Origin of the sequence: Thioclava sp. NG1 (genome assembly GCF_003122275.1) — a bacterium.
Classification (GTDB): domain Bacteria; phylum Pseudomonadota; class Alphaproteobacteria; order Rhodobacterales; family Rhodobacteraceae; genus Thioclava; species Thioclava nitratireducens.
Genome location: NZ_QFBB01000003.1, coordinates 332666 through 350931 on the forward strand (window position 1 = coordinate 332666; position 18266 = coordinate 350931).

Here is an 18266-nt window from a genome sequence, read left to right on the forward strand (position 1 = left end):
TCTCTATTCCATCTGAGCTTTGCTCAACTGCCGTGCAGCAGCTGGTCCATCTCGCTTGCCGGACGCTCGCAGCCCGCCTCGCCGACGATCTTCGCGGGAACGCCGGCCACGGTCTTGCAGCAAGGCACGTCCGAGAGGACGACCGACCCCGCCGCGATCCGGCTGTTATCGCCGACATGGATATTGCCAAGCACCTTCGCACCGGCGCCGATCAGCACGCCATTGCCGATCTTCGGGTGACGGTCCTCGTCTTCCTTGCCGGTGCCGCCCAGCGTCACCGAATGCAGCATCGAGACATTGTCTCCCACCACGGCCGTTTCGCCGATCACGATCGAATGGGCGTGGTCCATCATGATGCCGCGGCCGATCTTCGCGCCGGGATGGATGTCAACGCCGAAAAGCTCCGAAGCGCGCATCTGCACGAAATAGGCCATGTCGCGACGCCCGTTCGTGAACAGCCAATGCGCAATCCGGTAGCTTTGCAGCGCCTGGAACCCCTTGAAGAACAACAACGGCTGGATCAGGCGGTGGCAGGCCGGGTCGCGCTCATGCACGGCGACGAGATCGGCGCGGGCCGCCTGCCCCAGATCGGGATCGGCCGCGAAAGCTTCCTCGGCGATCTCGCGCAGGATCTGCTCGCTCATCTCCGCCGAGGCCAGCTTCATCGAGAAACGGTAGGCCAGCGCGCGTTCCAGCGTCGGGTGATGCAACAGCCCCGCATGGATCAGCGCGCCCAGAAGTGGCTCGTCACGCACCGCTGCCCGCGCCTCGTCGCAAATCTGCGTCCAGACCGGATCGACGGTTGCAACCTTTGCCATCTGCTTGTTCATCGGATTACTCCCTCTTCGCGCGCAAGAACCTAACACATAGGTTTTTCGGCGGATAGAGGAAGGGGCGTTCGATCATTTCGGTTTACGGGCTGCCGCATGGATTGCCACGTGGCGAGCCCCGCGCAGACGCAGCCTAGCGCGGACAGATAGCGCGGATCGCCCGGCCCTGCCCGCGCCCGCGGCATCCTCAGCGCCATGCTCAGGATCGCGCCATTGCCCCAGCAGGGGTGCACACGACGCAACCTCTTGCAGTACCGATCGGCCGCATGGACTTGATCGAAAAGCCGGTGGAGTCGCTCCACGCGGCGCTCCTCCGGCCATAGCATCACCGCCCGTGCAAGCGTTATCAGATCGCCGTCGAGTACCGCGCGCATCTTATCCCGTCCAGATCAGCCGCGCCGGTAGTCCCGGCCCGAACACATCAGAGATCTGCGCCACCTCGAAGGTCGGCGCCGCGATCATCCCGTCCTCCGCGCGCTCCGCAGCGCCATAGGTCCATTCCGGCGTGCTCACGATCACTTCGCGCCGGATCGTCTGCCCTTCTAGAACCCGCACGCGGTAGCGCTCGGACGCCTCCCCCAAAGGCACGTCAAGCGCCTCCCAGTCGTCGCCCCCGACCCGGGTCCGACGCACCCAACTCAGCCGCAGATCGCCGCCCAGCGCCCCTGCGTGCAAATGACAAGGCGACAGTGGCCGCAACCCGATCCCCGCGAAGGCCTGAACCGTGCGAATATAGGAAGGGTCGTCATAGCCCCGCCCCGCCGGCCCCACGCGGTAGTGGCGCGCCAGATTACGTGCCGAGGGCGCGACCTCGATCTGGCGCGGTGCCCCGTCGAGCATCACGACGACCGAACCCTCCGGCCAGACATCGGGCATCACCGCGTCGCTGCCCGCCTGCCCGCGCAGCCGGGTCGAGATATCCCATACCCCCGGCTCTACCGGCTCGGCGGTGACGAACTGGAAGATCTCCCACCGATCCGACGACCCATCGCCGATCGCCATCGCGTTGAGCCCGGCGAGCACACTGGCCTCGCTGGCGCTGTGCAATTCCCCGGAGAGCATCTTCACCCGCAAGCCCGGACCACGGTCCCACAGACCGCTCTGCGCGCGCGGCAGGATCGCCTGCGTCACCCCGACCGCCGCCTGCGTCTCGACCTTCGTGTTGAGCGCATAGCCCGCATCCTCCAGCGCCGAATAGAGCGCGGCCGCCCCAGGCCAAGGGCTTGCAGTGACCGCAAGATGCGGCGCGTAAGGATCTTCCGCCCCGGTCAAAAGCGGCAGATCGAGAAACACAGGCGTCACCGGCACCGGGGGCGTGACGCTCTCGATCCGCGCGACCTCGTCGGTCTCTTCCGAGGGGTCGTAAATTCCCGACTCCACTCGCACGGCCTCCACACGGATCGCTTCAGCGCGTTCCATCCGGTCGATCCGGTAGCGCAGCGCGCCCTCCTCGGTCTGCAGCACCACGACATCCCCCGGCCCGAGCCATCCCATCGAAGGCGGGAGCGTGAACTGCACCGTATCGCGCGCCACGCGCGCCTCGGCGAGCCAGCGATGGACGACACGCATTCCCTCGGCCCGGGTCAATGCCAGGGGCGCCTCGCTCGCGGAGGCCGGGCCATCCACCTCATCAGGAAAGATCGCCTCCACCGCGCGGGTCTCGAAACTGCCATCGGCCTCGACATAGGCGAGCCGGACCCGTCCCGCGATCTCTGCCTCCGGGACGCGCCGCGTCTCGAGGCTCTGATCCTCACCATCCAACGCCAGCAGCGGAGGCAAAAGCTCCGCATCCACCGACGCATCGCGCATCCGGAACACCAGCACCCCGTCGCGCTCCAACGCATCGAAGCCGTAGATCAAGCTCAACGACTGCAATGCCCCGCGCGGCGTGATCCCACCGGGCATCGCATATCCGCGCACCACACCGTGCAGCGCGCTCACGTCGAATACGGAAACGCCCGCAAGCGCACATATCTCGCCCACCACATGCGCCAGAGGCTGGGCCGTCGCCCGCCCCGAAATCCAATGTCCGCGCGCGTAATTCGCAGCATCTTCCCACAGGTCCGGCAACCCGGGAAATTGCGGATAAGGTCGCACGTCCCAAGCCCAGACATGAGCGTGCGACATATCCACCATCGGGCCGCCATAGAACTCCGAGATCGGGTTGCGCGCGTCATCCCCCCAATAAGATGTCATCGCCCGCAGATATTGCATCTGCATGTAGTCGTCCCGCCGCCCGTCCGAGTAATGCGGCAGCGCACTTTCCGAGCTTTTCGGATCGAGGAACTTGTTGGGCTCGTTGGTGCCCTTGTCGATCGCGGCGCAGCCCATCTCGTCGACCCAGGCCGCGTCGAATTGCGGCCCCCGCAGCGCCTCGGGCTCATGCGCGGAAAACGCCTGCGCCGTGGCCCCGTTCGGCCAGACGAGCCGGCGCCGGGTCGCTTCCCAGACCGGTCTGCGGTCGGGCGGAGAGCAGGCGAGTATCCCGCTCTCCCCCATCACCATCACGTCGCGCACCTGATCGAAGGTCTCGCCGACCAGCGCAACACGTCGCGCCCTTCCGGGGTCGAGCGGGCGTGCGCCTTCCACCTGCGCACGCACCCATTCGGCCCCGGCCCGCGTCTTGCCCGCGCCGCGCCCACCCATGATCACCCAGCTTTTCCAATCCCCTTCGGGCGGAAGCTGATGATCGAGCGCCCAGAACTCGAAGATCCAGGGCAGCGCGAGCAATGCATTGTCATCAAGCCCGTCGAGAAACGCCTCGACACTCTCAGGCGTCGCGGAGGCGAGCCAGGCGGCGCCCGATTTCAACTCTGGCGGCATCGAAGTCGAGCGCGCCATTCCGCCCGGCGGCGACGCCTGCCAACTGTCTGCGGAGTTTCTCGACACGCGTTCGTTCCTCCATCACCAAATGAAAAGCGGTGCGGAGGTCCTTGACCGCCTGCACCGCCGCTTTCGCCTCGGATATCTCGCCGCACCGCACCCCCTGCAGCGCCTGCGCCAGTTCCTCGGCCACGTCACGATAGAGCGCTTCGGTCTGATCCAGAAGATCGACCGGCGCCCCCGCCTCGTTCATCATGTTGTCTTGCGTCACGTACGAACCCACCCGTTCCAAGTTGGTCCGTTCGAGAGACATGAAAAAACGCCGTCGGGTTGCCCCGCGGCGTTTGCCCACTTCTCCTAGCATGCCAAACCTCTACCCGAGAGCGTTCGCAGAGTCAAGCTCTAAATTCCGGGTTGTGCGGCGTGGGCAAAAAAGAACCCCGGCGAAAACCGGGGTTCTTTGCGTGATATCAGTTACTTGATGCGTCTTCCTGACGCTTCTTCTCGATCTCGCGCCACTTCGCCACGTTCTTGTTATGCTCTTCGATGGTGCTCGAGAAGGCATGCCCGCCAGACCCATCTGCCACGAAGAACAGGTAGTCGGTCGAATCGGGATGCAACGCCGCCTCGATCGCCGCCTTGCCCGGGTTCGCGATCGGTCCGGGCGGCAGCCCGTCGATGACATAGGTGTTGTAGGGCGTCGCCTTGCGCAGCTCGGACTGCCGCAGCCCGCGGCCCAGCACACCCTTGCCTTCGGTCACGCCGTAGATCACCGTCGGGTCGGTCTGCAGCTTCATGCCCTTTTCGAGACGGTTGATGAAGACGCTTGCCACTTCGGGGCGCTCAGCGGGCACACCGGTTTCCTTCTCGACGATCGAGGCCATGGTCAGCGCCTGCTGCGGGTCGTCATAGGGCAGCCCCTCGGCACGTCCGTCCCAGGCATCGGCGAGGATCTTCGACTGCCGCTCGGACATCAGATCGATCAGCGCCTGCCGGTCGGCCCCGCGCGTCACCTCGTAGCTGTCGGGCGCGAGCGTGCCTTCCCCCGGCACCCCGTCGATCTTGCCCGACAGGAAGCTCGCTTCCTTCAGCCCCTGCACGATCTGCCAGCTGGTCACACCATCGACGACGGTCACGCGGGTGCGCACATCGACGCGGTCGGCCTTTTCCTCGAAGCCTTCGGGCGGCTTTTCGCTCTCGGGATTGTATTCCGCGACCTTCTGGTAATCGCCCGTGGTCGGGTCCAGCTCGCGCAGCAGCACCTCGTTGCCGTTCACGCCGATCCGGAACACCAGCTCCGAGCCGCAGGTCGAAGGCCCGCCAGATGTGATCTGCCCCACGATGGATTGCATCGAGGTCTTCGGCTCGATCAGGTAGGAGCCGAATTTCAGCTTGTCGGCCTTCTCCTCATACTGCGCACCGGTGCGGAAGAGATAGGAAGAGGAGATAGCCCCCTTCTCCTTCAGCTTCGACGACACGCCCTGCAGGCTTTCGCCGGGCGCGACGCGCAGGCACATCGCCTCGGCCAGCGGGCCGGGCTCGACATATTGGTTCTTCGCCCAGGCGACCAAGCCGCCAAGCGCGACGAGGATGACAATCAGCAGCGTCAGGAAATTCGAGACGATGTTACGCCACATCAGCTATCCACCTTGCCCATCACGAGGCTCGCATTGGTGCCGCCGAAGCCGAAGCTGTTGGACAGCGCGACGTCGATCTTGCGCTTGACCGCGGTCTTCGGCGCGAGGTCGATCACGGCCTCTTCCGGCGGATTGTCGAGGTTCAGCGTCGGCGGTGCGATCTGATCGCGGATCGCGAGGATCGAGAAAATCGCCTCCACTGCGCCAGCCGCACCCAGAAGGTGGCCAACCGAGGACTTGGTCGAGCTCATCGTGGCTTTCGACGCCGCATCGCCCAGCAGGCGCTGCACCGCCCCCAGCTCGATCACGTCGGCCATGGTCGAGGTGCCATGCGCGTTGATGTAATCCACCTGATCGGGGTTCAGATCGGCCCGCTCCAGCGCCGCTTTCATCGCGCGGAAGCCCCCATCGCCATCCTCGGACGGCGCGGTGATGTGATAGGCGTCGCCCGACAGGCCATAGCCCAGCACCTCGGCATAGATCTTCGCGCCGCGCGCCTTGGCGTGCTCGTATTCCTCCAGCACGACGCAGCCCGCACCCTCGCCCATCACGAACCCGTCGCGATCGGCATCCCACGGACGGCTCGCGGCCTCCGGCTCGTTGCCGCGCTTGGTCGAGAGCGCCTTGCAGGCGTTGAAGCCCGCGATACCGATCTCCGAGATCGGGCTTTCCGCACCGCCGGCGACCATCACATCGGCATCGCCCAGCATGATCAGACGCGCGGCATCGCCAATGGCATGCGCGCCGGTCGAACAGGCGGTGACGACCGCGTGGTTCGGCCCCTTGAAGCCAAACCGGATCGAGACCTGCCCCGAGACGAGGTTGATCAGCGCGCCCGGGATGAAGAACGGGCTGACGCGGCGGACACCCTTTTCCTTGATCAGAACGGCGGTATCGGCGATCGAGCTGAGCCCCCCGATCCCCGAACCGATCATCACGCCGGTGCGCAGGCGACCCTCTTCATCCTCGGGCTCCCAGCCGGAATCCTTTACGGCCTGCGTCGCAGCAGCCATCCCGTAGAGGATGAAATCGTCGACCTTGCGGCGCTCTTTCGGCTCCATCCAGTCGTCGGGATTGAACGTGCCGTCGGAACCGTCGCCCAGCGGAATTTCGCAGGCGTATTTCGTGGTCACGTTGGACGCATCGAAGCGCGAGATCGTCCCCGCCCCCGACTGACCCGCGATGAGCCGCGACCAGGTCTCCTCGACCCCGCAAGCCAGCGGCGTGACCATCCCCAGACCCGTGACAACTACCCGGCGCATGCGTGACCTCTTTCTCAGCAAAATATCTTGCCAGACCTGATACACGCGGGCGCGCAAAGGCGCAATCACAACCCAAAGCGGCAGGCGGGTTACCGTCCGGCGAATGGCTGCAGTTCGGACGGGTTTGCGCCGCGTCGCGCGACCGGTTCAGGCTGGCACGCAGACTTCAGCTTGAGCGCCTCGACCCGCGTGTCCGGCGCGGCAAAGGGCGGCGCCGAGGCGCGGAGTTCGAAGGAGGGCTGCGCCAGCAGAACCCGGTTGCGCCCGCGGTTCTTCGCCGCGTAGAGCGCCCCGTCCGCCCGCGCATAAAGGCTCCGCAGTTCCTCGCCGCACTCCCATTCGGCGACCCCGATGGAGACGGTGACCCGCAGACCAGGCGCCTGCTGCCCCTCGAAACCCAGCGCGGCCACGGCGGCGCGAAGCCGCTCCGCCGCCTCGAGGCCCTCGGTCAGCCGCGCGCCGGGCAGGATCACCGCGAATTCATCGCCGCCGATCCGTGCCAGCGTGTCCTCCAGCCGCAATTGCGCGCGCATCTTGCGCCCCGCGCGGCGCAGCACCAGATCGCCGAGCGCATGCCCACCGCGATCGTTGACCTGCCTGAAATGGTCGATATCGATCATCAGAGCGGTGAACGGGACCCCCTCGCCCATCCCCTGGCTAAAGGCTTGCTGAAACCGCCGCGACAGCATCTCGCGATTGAAAAGCCCGGTCAGCCCGTCCCGCATCGCGCGGTTGAGAAGTTTCTGCTCCACGGCACGCCGCGCATGATCCGTCCGCTCCAGCGAGACCGCCATCAGGATGATCAGGCCGACATTCACCCCCACGATCGTCGCGAGCAGCAGCAGCATTTCCGCGCGCGTGGCCAATTCGGGATCGGCGAGCAGGTAGAAGGTTCCCAGAAGGATCGGTGCGACCACGCCCAGCAGCATCTGCGCCCGCGCTTGCCGGCCAGACGCGTGTTCGTTGAGCAGCACCCGCATCACCCCGCGGTCGCCGCGGCAGATCACCCCGGCATAGGCCAGACAGAGGATCGCCACCGAGGCGCCGAGCGACATCTCCCCCGACAGATGATCGTGGACGAAAACATGCGAGAACAGATACATCAACGCGCCACCGAAAACCGTCATATGGGCAACGGTGCCGATCAGGTAGGCCCGCGCCTCGACCGCAAAAAACGCCGCCGCCGTCATCGCGAGAAGCGTCGCGGCGCTCGGCTCGATCACGGGTACGCCGTCCCACCGGTACAGCGGCGCGAGCGCGGGCACGCCCCGCCCGAGGCAAAGCAGCAGGCTCGCCGCGGCCAGCCCACGCGCCCCGATCCGTACCTCCCGACCACAGGAGAGCGCCCCCGCCAGAGCCAGCACCGCGCCCGCCGTCCCGGTTCCCATCCCGATCCACCCGTTCAGCGCGCGCAACGGCTCCGAGCCGACGCCCGACTGAACGGCCAATCGGGAGATCAGACCCAAAGCGGCAAGCGTCGCCGCGAAAGACAAAAGGGGGCGGACCGCAACCTGCGCCCGGCGAAAGACTGACATGTGACTACCAAGATCTGCACGGGCATTGAGCGTTTGTCGTAAAGCGCCCGCGATAGGATCAGGAGACGGCCCAATTCGTTAACAAACGATTAACAGCCACTCTCAAGAGCCGCGTTTTCGTTCACATCTTCCTTAATATATGTCTTATGACATAAAATAACCGGCAAGCATCTCGTGGCGCGGCGGCCCATGCCCAAGAGTCGAGCGGATCAGCGCCACGTGATCGGGGCCGAATCCCGGCAAGCGCACCGCCCCCTCGCGGGCCATGAATCGCCCCAGACGGGCCAAATCCCCTGCTCCTGCCCGCTTGCCGAACCGCGCCAGCGTCACATGCGGGCGGAAGCGTCGCCGCGGCAGGTCGATCCCCGCCGCTCGCGCCGCCGCCATCACCGCACGGTGCCAGCGGAGCAGCTCGGGATCGGCCTGTACACCCAGTACCAGCGCCTCGGGCCGCGCCGGGCTGCCGAAGGTCTCCAGCCCTGCCAACACCACCTCCGGCCCCGGCGCCCAGTCGATTTCGCGCAACCTGTCGTCCAGAGCCTCCAGCTGTCCGACGTCGATCTCGTCGAGAAAGGCCAGCGTCAGGTGGAGGTTCTCCGGTTGCACAATCCGCCCCGCGGCCAGATCGGCCTGCAACCGCTCGATCGCCTCGATATGCTCCTCGGGCAATTCGATCGCGACGAAACTCCGCATGCAATCCTCCCCGACACCCGCGCGTCTGGCGCAAAAGAAAAGCGGCGCTCCGGTTTCCCGAAGCGCCGCCCTTAACTCTCTCTCAGCGTCAGCCGTTAAGGCTTACTGCGCTTCCGAGATGAATTTAACCGCATCGCCGACGGTCTGAATGTTCTCGGCGGCGTCATCGGGGATCTCGATGCCGAACTCTTCTTCGAAGGCCATGACCAGCTCGACCGTATCGAGGCTGTCCGCACCGAGGTCGTCGATGAACGAGGCGCTCTCAGTGACCTTGTCCTCTTCCACGCCGAGATGCTCCACGACGATCTTCTTCACGCGATCAGCGATGTCGCTCATGTCAATTCCTCAAAGTTTATAGGGCCTAGCCCGTTCATGCTTGCTCGTTTACGAGCGTCTCAACCCGCGCGCCCCGGGTCAACCCGAAGACCGCAATTCAGAGCCGTGGCTGTTACGCCCGGCTCGTCTGCAGCGCTCTTAGCGATTGCCGTGGCCCATGGCAAGACGTTTCTCCACCCTAACAAAGGCGGCCATGCCGTTGGGTCACAAAGACGTCAGGCCATCGTCCCGCCGCCGTTGACATGCAGCACCGCGCCGGTGACGTAGCCCGCCTCGGGGCTCGCGAGATAGCGCACGGCGGCAGCGATTTCTTCGGGCGTGCCCATGCGCCCGGCCGGGATGCCCGACAGGATCGCGTCTTTCTGAGCATCGGTGAGCTTGTCCGTCATCGGCGTCTCGATGAAGCCCGGCGCCACGCAGTTCACCGTCACGCCGCGAGTCGCGACTTCCTGCGCGAGCGATTTCGACGCGCCGACGAGACCCGCCTTGGCTGCGGCATAGTTCACCTGGCCGGGATTGCCGGTCTGGCCGACCACCGAGGTGATGTTGATGATCCGGCCCCAGCGCGCCTTCATCATCGGGCGAAGAACCGCGCGCATCAGGCGGAACGCCGCCGTCAGGTTCACGTCGATCACCGATTGCCAATCCTCGTCCGACATCCGCATCACCAGCTGGTCGCGCGTGATTCCGGCATTGTTCACGAGGATGTCCAGACCGCCCATCGCATCGATCGCCGCTTTCGGCAGCGCCTCGACGCTTTCGGGATCGCTCAGGTTGGCCGGGCAGACATAGGCACCCTCGCCCAGCTCGGCGGCCAGCGCTTCGAGCGGCTCGACCCGCGTGCCCGACAGCGCCACGGCCGCGCCGCCCGCATGGAGCGCTCGCGCGATCTCGGCCCCGATCCCGCCGGAAGCTCCGGTCACCAGCGCGCGCTTGCCTTTCAAATCGAACATCATGCTACCTCGTTTCTAAGTCGACGCTCTCATATCAGCGAATGTGTCGTTAGGGAACTCCAAGTGCCACACGCCAAGGTTGCGCCCGCCGGAATAGGCGCTCCGCCGCGTGCGACGCCACATGGAAAGGCCGTCCGGTTCGATGGCGACCCCGGACGGCCTCGCCTTCCTCTTGGCGGAAATATCCCAGGGGGTCCGGGGGAGGATCCCCCGGTTCAGCCCTCAGTCCTTCAGCGCGGCGACCTCTTCCGGCGTGCCGATCGCCCGGCAGGTGATGTCCTTGGCGATCCGCCGGACCATCCCTGCGAGCGCCTTGCCCGCGCCGATCTCCCAGATTTCGTCGACGCCCTGAGCGGCCATCCACGCGACGCTCTCGCGCCAGCGCACCGAACCCGTGACCTGCTCAACCAGAAGTTCGCGGATCAGGGCCGGATCACTCACCGCCTCTGCACGGACATTGGCGACCAGCGGCACGACCGGCGCCTTGATCTCGACCTGCGACAGCGCGGCGTCCATCGCATCGGCGGCGGGCTGCATCAGCGCGCAATGGAACGGGGCAGAGACCGGCAGCATCACGGCCCGCTTCGCGCCCGCTTCCTTGGCGAGCACCGTGGCCCGCTCGACCGCCGCCTTGTTGCCCGAGATGACCACCTGGCTCGGATCGTTGTCGTTTGCAGCCTGACAGACCTCGCCCTGCGCCGCCTCGGCAGCGACTTTCGACGCCGCCTCGAAATCGAGCCCGAGGATCGCGGCCATCGCGCCGACGCCCACCGGCACCGCCGATTGCATCGCGTCGCCGCGCACGCGCAGCAGGCGTGCGGTGTCGGGCAGGCTCAGCGAACCCGCCGCACAAAGCGCGGAATATTCGCCCAGCGAGTGACCCGCGACATAGGCCGCATCTGTGACCGCAAAGCCCTCGGCTTCCAGCGCCCGCAGCGCCGCGATAGACGTCGCCATCAGCGCGGGCTGCGCGTTGGCGGTCAGCGTCAACTCGTCCTGCTCGCCTTCCCAGATGAGCGCGCTCAGCTTCTGCCCGAGCGCCTCATCGACCTCTTCGAAGACCGCTTTCGAGGCGGGATAGGCGTCGGCCAATGCCTTGCCCATGCCGATGACCTGTGCGCCCTGACCGGGAAATACGAATGCGCGGCTCATGCCTGATCCTCCTGATTGATCTTTGGTTTCCCTTAGCGAGAAGGGCGCGGCGGGGCAAGTTCGCTGCCCTTGGCCAACCCTGCACCACCTCTCACGCTTTACCGATGATGCGCGCAGGATTGCCCGCGACCGTGGCACCCGCCGGCACGTCGCGCGTCACGACGGCCCCCGCGCCGATCAGCGCGCCATCGCCCACCGTGATCCCCGGCAGGATGATCGCCCCGCCGCCGATCCAGACATCCGCGCCGATCCGCACGGGCCGCCCGAATTCCAACCCGGTCCGGCGCGTCTCCGGATCGCGGGGATGATCGGCGGTCAGGATCTGCACCTTCGGACCGACCTGCGTCCGGTCGCCGATCGTCACCGCGACCACATCGAGGATTACACATCCGAAATTCAGAAAGACTCCGGCTCCAAGCCGGATATTGCTGCCGTAATCGCAATGGAACGGTGGGCGGATGCGCGTCCCCTGCCCCACTTCCGCGAACAGCTCCGTCAGCAGCGCATGGCAGTCCGCGGCACTATGCGCGACGGTCGCGTTGAACCGGTCCATCCACGCCGCTGCCCGCGCCATATCGGCTTCGATCTCCGGCCCTTCTGCGCGATACAATTCGCCCGCCAGCATCTTGTCCTTTTCCGAGCGCATGATCCCTCCCCGCCATCTCGCCGGACGATCCTGCCCCAGCTACGCGCAAAGAAAAAGGGGCGCTCGATGCGCCCCTTCTCCTCAGTCCAGTTCGAGATGCGCGACCCCGTCGGAGCGTCGCCCGATCGAGCGCCCATCCGCGCCGATGGTCGCGCGCACGCGCCGCCGCATCGAGGAAAACGCAGCGCTTTCAACGACATCCACCGGCTCGTCCAGCGCAATTTCGATGTCGTAATGGGTCTCGCCCTTGCGCCGCAGCGCATGGACGCGGCCGCTCACCGGATGGCCCAGATAGCGCCCGCGCACCGCATCGCCCAAGGCATATCCCTTCGCGTGTGCAGCCGGTTCGGCACGTCGCAGCGCCGCCACCATCGTGTTCCAGTCGGCATGACCCGCCGCCTGCGCGGTCAGCTCATACGCCTTCGACAGCGCAACCGGATTGCCCGCCTGCGCCATCGCCTCGGCCAGACGGCGCGCCTGCGCCTTTACGTCTTTCACTGCATTTACAGTCATCGTCTCGTCTCCACGGGGATGATCCACCGCTTCGGGGCCCGCATTGCCGAAGAGCCCCCGAAAGTAAGGAGAGCGATCGTGAACCGGATTTCACCAAGGGAAACGCCCCGCGGGCGGCAGGCATCCGGCAGCCAAGGCCGAGAAATGGGCGGCGGGGGCGCATCTGTCAAGGGATGCAGCCTTACCCGGCGTCCGGCGATGCGAAAGCGCCATAGCAGACGCCCCGAATGCGAAAGGGGCGCCCGACCGGACGCCCCTTCCCATCACTGTCCCTCTCCCGTTCAGCAGGAGTAGTAGTACTTGTATTCCACCGGGTGGGGGGTGTGCTCGAACGCGTACACTTCTTCCCACTTCAGTGCGATGTAGCCCTCGATCTGGTCCTTGGTGAACACGTCACCGGCCAGCAGGAACTCGTGATCCTTCTCGAGCGTCTCGAGCGCTTCACGCAGCGAGGCGCAAACGGTCGGGATCGAGGCCAGTTCTTCCGGCGGCAGATCGTAGAGATCCTTGTCCGAGGACGGGCCCGGATCGATCTTGTTCTTGATGCCGTCGAGGCCGGCCATCAGCAGAGCCGAGAAGCACAGATAGGGGTTCGCCGACGGATCGGGGAAACGGGCTTCGACGCGCTTTGCCTTGGGGGATTCCGCCCACGGAATACGGACACAACCCGAGCGGTTGCGGGCCGAGTAGGCGCGCAGAACCGGAGCCTCGAAGCCCGGGATCAGACGCTTGTAGGAGTTGGTCGACGGGTTGGTGAAGGCGTTGAGCGACTTCGCGTGCTTCAGGATACCGCCGATGAACCACAGGGCTTCCTGCGACAGGTCAGCGTATTTGTCGCCTGCAAACAGCGGCTTGCCGTCTTTCCAGATCGACATGTTCACGTGCATGCCGGTGCCGTTGTCGCCGGTGATCGGCTTCGGCATGAAGGTCGCCGATTTGCCATAGGCATGCGCCACGTTGTGGATGACGTACTTGTACTTCTGGATGTCGTCGGCCTGCTTGGTCAGCGTCCCGAAGATCAGGCCCAGCTCGTGCTGGCACGAGGCCACTTCGTGGTGGTGCTTGTCGACCTTCATGCCCATGCGCTTCATGGTCGAGAGCATTTCCGAACGCAGGTCCTGCGCGTCATCCACCGGGTTGACCGGGAAGTAGCCGCCCTTGACGCCCGGACGATGGCCCATGTTGCCCATCTCGTAATCGGTGTCGGTGTTCCACGCCGCGTCGATCGCGTCGACCTCGTAGGAGACCTTGTTCATCGAGACCGAGAACTTCACGTCGTCGAACAGGAAGAATTCCGCTTCCGGACCGAAGAAGGCCGTATCACCGATGCCCGAGGCAACGAGATAGGCTTCGGCCTTCTCAGCGGTGCCGCGCGGGTCGCGGGCATAGGGCTCGCCGGTGTCGGGCTCGACCACGGTGCAGTGCACGCACATGGTCTTCTCGGCGTAGAAGGGGTCGATATAGACCGAGGACGCGTCCGGGATCAGTTTCATGTCGGACTGATCGATCGACTTCCAGCCGGCGATCGAGGAGCCGTCGAACATGAAACCTTCTTCGAAGAAATCTTCGTCCACTTCGGTATGCATCAGCGTCACGTGCTGCAGCTTGCCGCGCGGATCGGTGAAGCGCACGTCGACGTATTCGACGTCTTCGTCCTTCATCAGTTTGAGAGCGTCCTTGATGCTCATGTCACATTACCCTTTCGTTGAGCTTGGGTTGTCCCTGGACCCGCAACGGGGTCCGCCGGGAATGCCGGAGGTTACAGCGCGTCGTCGCCCGACTCGCCGGTGCGGATACGGATCGCCTGCTCCATCGGAGAGACGAAGATCTTGCCGTCGCCGATCTTCTCGGTGCGCGCGGCGTTCGTGATCGCCTCGATGGCGGCGTCGACGAGATCGTCGGGCAGCACCATCTCGATCTTCACCTTGGGCAGGAAATCCACGACATATTCGGCGCCGCGATAAAGCTCGGTATGGCCCTTCTGGCGTCCGAACCCTTTCACCTCGATCACCGAAAGGCCCTGAATCCCAACTTCCTGAAGCGCTTCCTTCACTTCATCGAGTTTGAAGGGCTTGATGATCGCCTCCACCTTTTTCATGCCGCCGACTCCTCCGTCAGGTCTTCGTTCCGACCCCCTCAGACCACTTTCCCAAAGCCCCCGCAATCGGCTAGGCTGGCGGAGCGCGGTTTTGAGGTCGGATATCCGAAAAGCGCGCCCGCAATTCGTGCAAGTAGCACAAAAATGCAGCAGTTTGAAAACGATTCCTTCGAAAACCCCGGGGACCATGCCTGAAATCCTGACCGCCAGCCAAATGCGCGAACACGAACAGACCGAGATCGCGCGCGGCGCGGTCACGGGGCTCGAGCTGATGGAGCGTGCCGGGGAAAGCGTCGTCACGGCGATTTTCTCGCGTTGGTCCGATCCGGGGCCTGCTCAGGCTGTGGTGCTGTGCGGGCCGGGCAATAATGGCGGCGACGGCTACGTGATCGCGCGCCTGCTGGCCGCGCGCGGCTGGGGGATCGCCTGTTACGCCTATGGCGATCCGGCTCGTCTGCCCCCCGATGCGAAGGCCAATCACGACCGCTGGGCGCAGATCGGGGACGTGCTGCCATGGGACGACGCTGCGATCGAAGGCCGCATCGACGATATGGAGAGCGGGCTGGTGATCGACGCGCTGTTCGGCACCGGCCTGACCCGTCAGATGCCCGAGGACACGGCGAAGACATGGCGCGGGATCTATCCGCGGCGCTTTTCCAATCCCTCGGGACCGCGTCCGCATTTCATCGCCGTCGATATCCCCAGCGGCATCTCCTCGGATAGCGGGCGCAATCTCGGGGGGGCATTCCCTGCCGACCTGACGGTCAGCTTCCACCGCGCGAAATGCGGCCATTACCTCGATCCGTCCGACGGGCCCGACCGCCCCGGCGGTGGCGCCTCGATGCGCGGTGCGCTGGTGGTCGCCGATATCGGCCTGCCGCAGGATGCGATCCCCGCGGCTGCGCGGCTGATCGACCGCCCCTCGAATTTCCTGATGAAGCGGACGGGCCACAAGTTCAGCCACGGCCACGCGCTGGTCCTGGCGGGTGGCGCAGGCAAAGGCGGCGCTGCGCGGATGGCTGCGCGCGCGGCTCTGAGGATCGGCGCGGGGCTGGTGACGCTGGCCTGCCCGCCCAAGGCGCTGGCTGAGAACGCCGCCCATCTCGACGCGATCATGCTGAGCGCCCTGCCCGACGCCTATAGCCTGCGCGGGATGCTGGGCGATGAGCGCCTCAACGCGCTCTGCCTCGGGCCCGGTCTGGGCATGTCCCGCGCACAGGAGATGGTGCCGGCGGCGCTTTGGGGCAAACGCGCGACGGTGCTCGATGCCGATGCGCTCAGCGCCTTTTCCGACGACCCGAGCCTGCTCTTCGGCCAGCTCCACGAGGCCTGCGTGCTGACCCCGCATCCGGGCGAGTTCAAACGGCTCTTTCCCGATCTGACCGAAAAGCTGTCAGGCGACGATCCGACCTATTCCAAACTGGACGCCACCCGCGAGGCGGCTGCGCGCGCGGGCTGCACGGTGCTGCTCAAAGGGGCGGACACCGCGATCGCGGCACCAGACGGGCGCGTGGCGCTGCATTCGGCGACGCAGGACCGCGCGGCCCCGTGGCTTGCAACGGCGGGCGCGGGCGATGTGCTGTCGGGGCTGATCGCGGGGCTGCTTGCGCGCGGGTTCCAACCGTTCGACGCCGCGACCACTGCGGCATGGCTTCATGTCGAGGCGGCACGCAGCTTCGGTCCGGGTCTGATCGCCGAAGACCTGCCCGAAGAACTCCCGAAAGTGTTGCGCGCCCTGATGGCGCGGGACGCTGACCGCGACTGAGCCGCGCCGTCGGGGGGCACGCGGCGCGAAAGTTTCGGGCGGCGAAAGGCAGAGGCCCCTCGCCGCCCGTTGCAGCTTATTGCGCCATCTGCTCGCGCGATTGGTTCTGGTTTCCGTTGCGCGCGCCCGGTGCCGTGTCCGTCGCATCCGCCGGAGCGGTGGCCGGGGCCGCCATGGCGGCTTCGGGAGTGTCGACTGCGTCGGTCCCAGCGGGCCCCGTCATCATATCGCACCCGGCCAGAGCGGCGGTCGCGCCCAGAATGATAAGCCAGTTCTTCATCCGTCTCTCCTTTTGTTGCAGTTCATCTAAGCTCCAATCCGCGGCGCGATTCCTTGATGTTGATCAACGTGCTAGGCGCATAGCGCGAATTTCCTGCAACTTCGTGTGGAAAGACGCTGAAAAGGCTGGCGCAACACGGTTTTTCGCCCCCGCGGCCCTCGCATCCGAACCTCACCCCGACTAAGCTCTCCCCTGCGACAGGGAGACGAGACGCGATGAACGAACACTCGAAGTCCGGAAAGCGGATCGAGATAGAGGGCGTAGTGGCGCAGGGCAAATTGCAGCGTCTGCTGGACGCGCTGCCGCCGGAGCTGCGCACCGAGATGATACCGCTCTGGCAGAGTATCCGTTTCGCGCCGGGCGACGTGCTGATCGAGGATGGCGAAGTCGCCGACCGGATCGGCTTCGTCGCGGACGGGTTTCTCGCGATGTCGAAAACGCTGCAGGATCGGCATCGCCACATCATCGGGCTGATCACGCCGTCCGACATGTTCGGACGCGCCTTCAACGGCCCGTCGGGCTACCGGATCGAGGCGCTCAGCGATGGCGCGGTCCTGACCTGCGACCGACAGAAATTCGAAGCGATCCTCGCGCGTTCTCACGCGGCGGAGCGGCTGTTCCTGCTGAGCATCCTCGACGAGCTCGACGCGGCGCGCGAATGGGTGATGGTGCTCGGCAGTTCGAAAGTCGTCGAGCGGCTCGCCTCGCTCCTGATCATCCTGAGCCGCCACAAATACCGCGCTCTCGAAAGCTGCGCGCGAGACAACATCCGGCTCGGCCTGCATATCCATATCAAGCGGGTCGATATCGCCCATTTGCTCGGCACCTCGCCGGAATCGCTGAGCCGGGCATTTCATCAGCTTGAACGCGAGGGCGCGATCCGGATCGTTACACCCTACGATATCGAGATCTCGAATCTCGGAACGCTCGTCGATATTTCCGGCAATTCACTGGAGATGCGCGACGCCTGAGCGCACTCAGCTCGCCAGAAGCTCCTCCAGCCCCGCGGCCAGCGCGTCGAGATCGTTGAGCCGGAACTGGCGGGTGTTCAGGATGTCGATCAGCCCGTCCTTCTGGAACTGGTGCAGCGACCGGCTGACGGTCTCCTGCGTCGTGGCGAGCAGATCGGCGATGTCCTGACGCGGCAGCAGCATGGTCAAGACGCCGCCGCCATCGGGCAAGGCCTGCCAAGGCATGATATGGCGCGACAGCAGAAGCAGCGCGCGCAGCCGCGCCGCCGGCGCGAAGGCGCCGAGAAGCCAGCTCAACCGCCGCGCCTTCTCGACCCAGCTTTCCGCCTGACGGCACAGCGCCCGGCGCAGTTCGGGCTCCTGATCGATGAGCTGCGCGAAAGTCGCGGCTTCGAAGAGACACAGATCCGTATCGATCACCGCTTCGATCGCGGTGTCCCGATGGCCGTTGAGAAGCTGGCCGATGCTATCGCCCGGGCTGACCAGACCGGTGATCTTGCGACGCCCGGCGAGCGAATGGCTCTGCATCCGCAGCATGCCGCGCTGCACCAGCGCGATGTGCTCGCAGCTGACGTCTTCTTCGCAGAGCCGCTCATTGGCCGCGCAGGAAATCTTGCGCGCCCGTTCGGCGACCCTCGCCAGAGCACGATCCGATAGGGATCCGCAGACGCCTTGGTTGCGAGCGGTGCAACCCGCGCAATGCAAGATCGCCTCTGCATTTCGCAAAGGTGCCGTCATCGCAATCTCCAAAAGGGTTTACCCACACTCTTCG

19 protein-coding genes are annotated in these 18266 nt (G+C 65.4%); 2 read left to right on the forward strand and 17 right to left on the reverse strand.

What is annotated here, in order from left to right; translation table 11 throughout:
* Positions 1 to 23 precede the first annotated feature (23 nt).
* The 15 genes from cysE to DEM26_RS07200 all read right to left on the reverse strand — a co-directional run bounded on the left by cysE (position 24) and on the right by DEM26_RS07200 (position 14478).
* Complete coding sequence (gene cysE / locus DEM26_RS07135) at positions 24 to 830, reverse strand: serine O-acetyltransferase (protein WP_075775017.1); 807 nt, start codon at positions 828 to 830, stop codon at positions 24 to 26.
* Positions 831 to 859: 29 nt separating this feature from the next.
* Entirely contained in the window at positions 860 to 1204 is a 345-nt protein-coding gene (locus tag DEM26_RS20960) for a DUF7742 family protein (RefSeq protein ID WP_441351180.1), read from the reverse strand.
* A 1-nt stretch (position 1205) separates the two neighbouring features.
* Positions 1206 to 3671: a baseplate megatron protein TIM-barrel domain-containing protein gene (locus DEM26_RS07140; protein ID WP_109172033.1), complete on the reverse strand. Its 2466-nt coding sequence runs from the start codon at positions 3669 to 3671 to the stop codon at positions 1206 to 1208.
* The gene (locus tag DEM26_RS07145) at positions 3601 to 3966 is read right to left on the reverse strand and encodes a hypothetical protein (RefSeq protein ID WP_233243045.1); all 366 of its coding nucleotides are present in this window, start codon (positions 3964 to 3966) and stop codon (positions 3601 to 3603) included. The genes DEM26_RS07140 and DEM26_RS07145 overlap by 71 nt, the downstream gene beginning before the upstream one ends.
* Before the next feature lie 157 nt (positions 3967 to 4123).
* Positions 4124 to 5290, reverse strand: coding sequence for an endolytic transglycosylase MltG (gene mltG / locus DEM26_RS07150; RefSeq protein WP_109172034.1), 1167 nt, complete (start codon positions 5288 to 5290; stop codon positions 4124 to 4126).
* Positions 5290 to 6552, reverse strand: coding sequence for a beta-ketoacyl-ACP synthase II (gene fabF / locus DEM26_RS07155; RefSeq protein WP_075775033.1), 1263 nt, complete (start codon positions 6550 to 6552; stop codon positions 5290 to 5292). The genes mltG and fabF overlap by 1 nt, the downstream gene beginning before the upstream one ends.
* An 89-nt stretch (positions 6553 to 6641) precedes the next feature.
* Positions 6642 to 8087, reverse strand: coding sequence for a GGDEF domain-containing protein (locus DEM26_RS07160; RefSeq protein ID WP_109172035.1), 1446 nt, complete (start codon positions 8085 to 8087; stop codon positions 6642 to 6644).
* 144 nt (positions 8088 to 8231) lie between these two features.
* Entirely contained in the window at positions 8232 to 8780 is a 549-nt protein-coding gene (thpR, locus tag DEM26_RS07165) for an RNA 2',3'-cyclic phosphodiesterase (protein WP_109172036.1), read from the reverse strand.
* 102 nt (positions 8781 to 8882) lie between these two features.
* The gene (locus DEM26_RS07170; RefSeq protein WP_075775036.1) at positions 8883 to 9116 is read right to left on the reverse strand and encodes an acyl carrier protein; all 234 of its coding nucleotides are present in this window, start codon (positions 9114 to 9116) and stop codon (positions 8883 to 8885) included.
* Between the two features lie 215 nt (positions 9117 to 9331).
* Entirely contained in the window at positions 9332 to 10069 is a 738-nt protein-coding gene (gene fabG, locus DEM26_RS07175; protein ID WP_075775139.1) for a 3-oxoacyl-[acyl-carrier-protein] reductase, read from the reverse strand.
* Between the two features lie 222 nt (positions 10070 to 10291).
* Positions 10292 to 11221, reverse strand: a complete 930-nt coding sequence (fabD, locus tag DEM26_RS07180) for an ACP S-malonyltransferase (RefSeq protein WP_075775037.1) — start codon at positions 11219 to 11221, stop codon at positions 10292 to 10294.
* Between the two features lie 91 nt (positions 11222 to 11312).
* The gene (locus DEM26_RS07185) at positions 11313 to 11867 is read right to left on the reverse strand and encodes a sugar O-acetyltransferase (protein ID WP_109172037.1); all 555 of its coding nucleotides are present in this window, start codon (positions 11865 to 11867) and stop codon (positions 11313 to 11315) included.
* Positions 11868 to 11948: 81 nt separating this feature from the next.
* Positions 11949 to 12380: a glyoxalase superfamily protein gene (locus tag DEM26_RS07190; RefSeq protein ID WP_075775039.1), complete on the reverse strand. Its 432-nt coding sequence runs from the start codon at positions 12378 to 12380 to the stop codon at positions 11949 to 11951.
* Between the two features lie 281 nt (positions 12381 to 12661).
* Entirely contained in the window at positions 12662 to 14068 is a 1407-nt protein-coding gene (gene glnA, locus DEM26_RS07195) for a type I glutamate--ammonia ligase (protein ID WP_075775040.1), read from the reverse strand.
* Between the two features lie 71 nt (positions 14069 to 14139).
* Entirely contained in the window at positions 14140 to 14478 is a 339-nt protein-coding gene (locus DEM26_RS07200) for a P-II family nitrogen regulator (protein ID WP_075775041.1), read from the reverse strand.
* Between the two features lie 187 nt (positions 14479 to 14665).
* Here DEM26_RS07200 and DEM26_RS07205 point away from each other — a divergent pair, with 187 nt between their 5' ends.
* Positions 14666 to 16243 (forward strand): NAD(P)H-hydrate dehydratase, encoded by a 1578-nt coding sequence (locus tag DEM26_RS07205; protein ID WP_109172038.1) that lies wholly within the window; start codon positions 14666 to 14668, stop codon positions 16241 to 16243.
* 76 nt (positions 16244 to 16319) lie between these two features.
* On the opposite strand, the gene DEM26_RS07210 is transcribed toward DEM26_RS07205, so the two are convergent.
* On the reverse strand, positions 16320 to 16523 hold the full coding sequence (locus tag DEM26_RS07210) for a hypothetical protein (protein WP_088718460.1): 204 nt from the start codon (positions 16521 to 16523) through the stop codon (positions 16320 to 16322).
* A gap of 215 nt (positions 16524 to 16738) precedes the next feature.
* Here DEM26_RS07210 and DEM26_RS07215 point away from each other — a divergent pair, with 215 nt between their 5' ends.
* The gene (locus tag DEM26_RS07215; protein ID WP_109172039.1) at positions 16739 to 17494 is read left to right on the forward strand and encodes a Crp/Fnr family transcriptional regulator; all 756 of its coding nucleotides are present in this window, start codon (positions 16739 to 16741) and stop codon (positions 17492 to 17494) included.
* A gap of 6 nt (positions 17495 to 17500) precedes the next feature.
* Here the strand turns inward: DEM26_RS07215 and DEM26_RS07220 are convergent, their stop codons facing one another.
* On the reverse strand, positions 17501 to 18232 hold the full coding sequence (locus tag DEM26_RS07220) for a Crp/Fnr family transcriptional regulator (RefSeq protein WP_088718458.1): 732 nt from the start codon (positions 18230 to 18232) through the stop codon (positions 17501 to 17503).
* Between the last annotated feature and the right edge of the window lie 34 nt (positions 18233 to 18266).